We start from the raw sequence: 2,422 nt of genomic DNA, 5'->3' as shown, positions 1-2,422 counted from the left end.
GTGCAACCCCTCGTTCAGCCGGTCGGCGGCGACGGGTCGTCCACGAGTGCGGCGCCCTCGAGCGAACCGACCTCGAGGTCGGACGGTGGCCGCATCAAGTCCTCGCCGTTGGCTCGCCGGATGGCCGAAGAGGCGGGCCTCGACCTGGCTCAGATCGCGGGCTCCGGACCGGACGGTCGCGTCGTCAAGCGCGACGTCGAGAAAGCGAAGGAGGGAGCCCCAGCACCGGCCTCGAAGGTCACGCCCGTCCAGGCCCCAGCTGCGCAGCCGTCCTCGAGGACGAGCGCGCCCGCCGCGTCGCCGGTCAGCAGTGGTGGAGAAGACGTCCGCATCACCCAGATGCGCAAGACGATCGCCAAGCGCCTGGCCCAGAGCAAGTTCACCGCGCCGCACTTCTACCTCACCGTCGACGTCGACATGCGGACGGCGATGGGTTTCCGCGCCGACATCAACGCGCTGACCGAGAAGCAGGGGTTGGCCAAGGTCAGCTACAACGACCTGATCACCAAGGCCTGCGCCTCGGCGCTCCGCCGCCACCCGATGGTGAACGCGAGCTACCTCGAGGACGAGGGCGTCATCCGCAAGCACGACGGCGCCCACGTCGCGATCGCGGTCGCGATGGACGAGGGGTTGATCACGCCGGTCGTCCGCGACGCCGACCGCAAGGGGTTGGCTGCAATCGCCGCCGAGACGCGAGAGCTGGCCGGCCGCGCCCGAGACGGCAAGCTGGACCCGAGCGAGTACACGGGCTCGACGTTCACGACCTCGAACCTGGGCATGTTCGGCATCTCCGAGTTCACGGCCATCATCAACCCGCCCAACGCCTGCATCCTGGCCATCGGCGCGATCCGCGACGTCCCAATCGTCGACGACGGGGAGGTGGTACCGGGCAAGGTCATGACGCTGACGCTCTCCTGCGACCACCGCGTCGTCGACGGCGCATCGGGGGCGGCCTTCCTGGGCGACGTCAAGTCGATGCTCGAGTCGCCGTCGCTGATGCTGGTCTAGCCGACCTCGAGGCCGAGCCTCGTCCTCGATGTCCACGATCGCGCACCTGTCCGACGTCCACTTCGGACGGATCTCGGACGCCCGCGTCGTGGACGGTCTGGTCGACGAGGTCAACGCCGCAGGTGTCGACGTGGTCGTGGTGTCGGGCGACCTGACACAGCGCGCGCGGACGCGCGAGTTTCGCGCCGCTCGGGCCATGCTCGACCGGTTCGAGCCGCCCGTGATCGTGGTGCCGGGCAACCACGACGTCCGCGCCTGGTGGCACCACCCGGTCGACCGGCTGTTCAGCCCGACCAAGCGGTTCCAAGGACACATCACGGCGGACTTGCGACCCACCCACGTCGAGGTCGGCGTGGCCGTGTTTGGCCTGAACTCAGCGCACGGATGGACCATCAAGGGTGGCCGGATCTTGCGCGACGACCTCGATGCGATGGAGGCGTTCTTCGATGCCCATCCGCCTGAGACGTTTCGTGTTCTGACGTTGCACCATCACGTCGTGCGTCTCGACGCACTCGGAGATCACGACGTCTCTCGCGGCGCGGCACTCGCCCTCGAGGCTGTCCGGCGGAGCCGCGTCGACCTCGTGCTGTGCGGGCACCTGCACGTCAGCCACGTCGAGGCCGTCGAAATGTCGTCCTCGAGGTCGGACCCGCACCGTGTCGTGATCGCGAGTGCTGGGACTGCGACCTCGGATCGAGGGCGGGGGACGAACCGGATGACCAATTTTTACAACTGGATCGTCGTCCGGCCAGACACCTTCGAGGTCCGCGAGCGCCGGTTCGATCATGGGGCCGGACGCTTCGAGGACGTCCGCACGACGACGTTCGACCGCGACCGCCGGCCCGTCACGTAACGAGATCGCGGCGAGCCCCGTAGGTTGGGTCCCTCGCCCTCCGTCCCCGTGTCCGACATCGACCCGCCGCCCGCCGCCGACCTCGAGGTCGACCGCCCGCCTGCGGTGACCCCGGAGGAGGCCGACTTGGTCGCCGAGGCGCCCACGCTGTGCCTCAACTGCGGCGCGCGGCTGCCGGGCCAGTTCTGCGCGCGGTGCGGCCAGAAGTCGCAGGAGCTGCGTGTGCCCGTCCACCGGTTCGTGGCGCGCGCGTTCCAGGAGCTGTTCGGCCTGGACGGCCGCGTCTGGCGGACCTACGGGACCTTGCTGTTCAAACCGGGTCGGCTGACGACAAACTACTTCAAGGGCCGGCGTCAGCGGTCGCTGTCCCCGCTCCGCGTCTACATCGTCTCGACGCTCCTGTTCTTCCTGCTGATCTCCGTCCTCGATCCGGTTGGCCGGATCCGAGAGACGGTGGAGGACAGCATCGAGGGCCGCGATCCCGACGAACAAGTCGTGGTCCAGGCCGAGCTCGCCCGCGTCGAGGCCGACCTCGCCCGCGCCGACTCGGCCGCCGCGGCG

Annotated in this window: 3 protein-coding genes; all 3 read left to right on the top strand. The window is 69.2% G+C overall.

Translation table 11 applies throughout. The annotated features are described in order from the left end of the window. Positions 1–1,008 (top strand): dihydrolipoamide acetyltransferase family protein (locus tag WBA11_RS02025; RefSeq protein ID WP_424519059.1); only part of this gene is annotated, 1,008 nt, incomplete at its 5' end. A 28-nt stretch (positions 1,009–1,036) separates the two neighbouring features. After that, entirely contained in the window at positions 1,037–1,861 is an 825-nt protein-coding gene (locus tag WBA11_RS02020; RefSeq protein ID WP_424519058.1) for a metallophosphoesterase family protein, read from the top strand. A gap of 48 nt (positions 1,862–1,909) precedes the next feature. Then, on the top strand, positions 1,910–2,422 hold a 513-nt coding region (locus WBA11_RS02015; protein ID WP_424519057.1), incomplete at its 3' end, for a DUF3667 domain-containing protein.

Origin of the sequence: Rubrivirga sp., assembly GCF_049648075.1 — a bacterium.
Taxonomy (GTDB): Bacteria; Bacteroidota; Rhodothermia; order Rhodothermales; family Rubricoccaceae; genus Rubrivirga.
This window is presented reverse-complemented; position numbering and strand designations above follow the sequence as displayed.